The sequence below is a fragment of the Roseofilum halophilum BLCC-M91 genome (assembly GCF_030068445.1).
Classification (GTDB): domain Bacteria; phylum Cyanobacteriota; class Cyanobacteriia; order Cyanobacteriales; family Desertifilaceae; genus Roseofilum; species Roseofilum halophilum.
In genome coordinates this window covers 1-3,247 of sequence record NZ_JAQPOK010000119.1, presented here as the reverse complement: position 1 = coordinate 3,247, position 3,247 = coordinate 1, and the positions used below count along the sequence as shown (strand labels likewise).

The window sequence follows — 3,247 nt, the reverse complement described above, 5'->3', positions numbered from 1 at the left end:
TATGACACCACGGGGAAAGTCAGCACTGCCAAGATTCTGGAATACATCAACGACCCTCATCACGGCGGTTGAAACCGCCGTTCGCTTTTCCGCCCCGCGTTGAAACGACGGGGCTACCAAGCTCTCGTCATTTTTCCGTGTTCCAATTCAAAAAGTAATTCTTTTAACTGGATTGGCTGATAAATTATGCCATTTTTTTCCGTATTGAGTGGAAGTGATTCAGGGTTGATGATACAGAGGTCAACGGTAGTTAAAATAGGAGTATCCTGAAACGGAGGATGCGATCGCACCCGATCCATTGCTTGTGCCCTCTCCTGAGTGCGATCGCCACGCAACCCATCTACAATAATTAAATCCGGTCTTCTGTCCCAAAATTGCCCAATTTCTCCGAGTTCACCAACCATCACCTCAAAACCCAGAGAAGTTAACAAATCTTGGATTAATCTAGGCGAATCATATAATCTCCGATCCCAAGGCTTAACAGCATTAAACCCAGAGTGACTCAAGATTAGCACTTTTTTCGCTTCTCCCTCATATCCCCGAACATTAGTCCCAAGAGCAACCGGAGCCTCTAACCCGCGATCGTTTTGATAAGCTAACTCTAGAATAAACTCAAATCTACTCCCTTCACCCAAGGTACTGCTAACCGTGATTTCGCTTCCCATTAAGCGAATAATTTGTTGACTAATGGCTAATCCCAAACCCGTTTCTAAGATTTGATGGACTTGTGCTTCTAGGTTTGGGGGAATGGGTTGATCTTGACGGTGATATTTTGCTGCTTGAATAATGGCTAAGTTATCAGATTGGCCGCGAAAGCCAAAGCCCATTTGATCGATTTTGATGTTGTAGTTGATTTGGCTAACAGCTAATTCAGATTTGGCTTGATTTTCTAATTGATTTCGTCCAGATTTAACAATTAAGTAGGCTCCGACTCCGACGAGTCCCACAATGGAAATAACTTCAGAGGTAAACAGTCCGATGAGTTGTTTTTGGCGAATGGGGAGATTTTTGAACCACTGAATGAGGCCAACTCTAGTAGAAGGAGGATGGACAGATTTTGGGGAAACCAGTTGAGCGTTAGAGGTTGGGTGGGTTAATGGGGCTTTAGATACTGTTAAGTCTGAGGAATTGGGGTCATCCATGGTAAGTCAGAGCATCATATTTTCTCGGTAGATATGGTATAACTAATTGCAATTATAGCGTTAAATAACGGTGGCTTTAGTTAAGTAAGATACCAATTTTGGGGATATGGGCTGAGTTACCATTCTTGGAGAGCGATCGCCAATCCGTCTTGAAGTGCCCTAGGTAGATTTTCTTGTTCTTTCAAATGCTGGAGTTGTCGATACGCCCGATCGCCAAATTGTTTTAGAGCGGCGATCGCATGAAGCCGCACCCCGATGTCATCTTCAGCCAATAACTCGATTAAACTCACCAGAGCGCGATAATCCAACCCATCGCTAAAGCAATCGCATCTTAAATACCCCAAAGTTAGGGCAATTTCCCCCTTCACTCTGGGAGTAAACGCCAGGGTTAAGCCATGAATTAAGGCGATCGTGACTCGTTCGAGCAGTTCTCGCGGTTGCACTTGTGCCACCACCTTAATCATGTCTAGGGTTACTGTGTCCGAATCTCTAGCACCCAGAAAACTTTCCAGCACAATATCCAGGGCAACAACTGCCACCTCTGAATCTGCATCTAGCATCAGCCCCAATCCCTGAATGGTACTCTGTTGCAGGGGTTCAGGCGTACAGTCAGAGGTAAGAACCCTAGAGAGCGCGATCGCCCCTTCTAGAGTTGCCAAACGTCCCAGAGCAATAGCCGCCTGTTGGCACACTTGCAGATTAAAATCCCAGAGGCGATCGCCCAACTTCCCAACCACCTGCTCCCTAGATACCAGACTCAAGGAAGTGTCATCGGAGCGCAACCCTAACCCCACCACCGCCGCAGAGCGCACCCTAGCCATCACATGATCCAACCCCGTCATCAAAGCCGGAACCACACGGGGATCGTGAAAATGGCTCAACCCCTCCAGAGCCAAAGCATACACCTGGGGATTATCGTCCGGAACCACACTCAAGAGAGCAGACATCACATCCGGATGGGGAATCCGTATCAGAGCGCCAACCGCCAACTCCCTAGTTGTGGGATTTTCCAGTAATTCTTGTAACACTGGCAGGGCAGAATGGCCAAAACTACTGAGAATTTCAGCGCCCAGAGCGCGTAATTCTTCACTCTCAGTGGTTTTTAACACCTCTACCAACCCCGCAATCACCACCGGTTGGTTAAACTGCTGCAAAATACTGCCCGCAAAAGTGCGTAACTCCTCCTCTTCCTCTTCATCTGCCAAAATTTGCAACAATGGGGCGATCGCTCTCGATCCCAACTTGGGCAACAATTTCGCCACATCCCACCGCCCCTGAAAATCCCCAGAGAGCAAAAGGCTTAACCCTAAATTCAATAGTTCTGAGAGGCGATCGTCCCCAACCCCTTCCTCTGCATACTCCACCTGGCGCTGAAACTCAACATACAACTGACGCTGAGATCCGATAGTGGTTTTTAACCGCTTCATAATTATTGCTCAAATTTTATGTTTGATTTTTTAGAATATCCACCCACCCTAAGCAAGTTTTCCCATAATTTTGGTCATAGAGATAACAAAAATAGAGTTGTTATGAAATTTATGCATCAAATCAATGTTTTTTTCGAGCAATACCATCAGCCTTGAAGCTCAAGTTAAACTGGTTTTGAGGTTTGTTATAAGCAGTTCTCTGTAAAACCATGATTCAACTCTATCCCCATCCCAAGCAGAAATCCCTGCCCACCATGTATGACTTACCCAGCGAAAACCCGGAGGAACCTGGATTGCCTGATGAATTTCATGACTACCAACCCGATTTACTCACTCAAACTTGCCAATCTCCCCTCTACTCTGAAGACGATTATTTGATCGCCAGCGATCTTAACCTCTACTATGACAGCCAGCATACCCAATGGTACAAACGCCCCGATTGGTTTGTAGTCTTAGGAGCCAAGCGCAGTCGCAAGCAACAAGACTTACGCCTAAGTTATGTGATCTGGCAAGAAGAAATCAGTCCATTTTTGGTGATTGAGTTAGCGTCTCCAGGCACGGAAGATGAAGATTTAGGGCGCACAGAACGTAAAGAGAAAAAGCCACCGACGAAATGGGAAGTGTACGAGAAAATTTTACAGGTTCCCTATTATGTCATTTACGATCGCTATCAGAATC

3 protein-coding genes are annotated in these 3,247 nt (G+C 46.1%); 1 reads left to right on the top strand and 2 read right to left on the bottom strand.

All coding sequences use genetic code 11. The features are described 5' to 3' along the window. Nucleotides 1-113: 113 nt before the first annotated feature. Both PJF56_RS22375 and PJF56_RS15920 read right to left on the bottom strand, forming a co-directional pair. Nucleotides 114-1,142 carry an ATP-binding protein gene (locus tag PJF56_RS22375; RefSeq protein WP_283763680.1) on the bottom strand — a complete coding sequence of 343 codons (1,029 nt, stop codon included), beginning with the start codon at nucleotides 1,140-1,142 and terminating at the stop codon, nucleotides 114-116. Between the two features lie 116 nt (nucleotides 1,143-1,258). Further along, nucleotides 1,259-2,569 (bottom strand): HEAT repeat domain-containing protein, encoded by a 1,311-nt coding sequence (locus tag PJF56_RS15920; protein WP_283763679.1) that lies wholly within the window; start codon nucleotides 2,567-2,569, stop codon nucleotides 1,259-1,261. 209 nt (nucleotides 2,570-2,778) lie between these two features. On the opposite strand from PJF56_RS15920, the gene PJF56_RS15915 reads away from it, so the two are divergent. Further along, nucleotides 2,779-3,247 (top strand): Uma2 family endonuclease (locus PJF56_RS15915; RefSeq protein WP_283763678.1); only part of this gene is annotated, 469 nt, incomplete at its 3' end.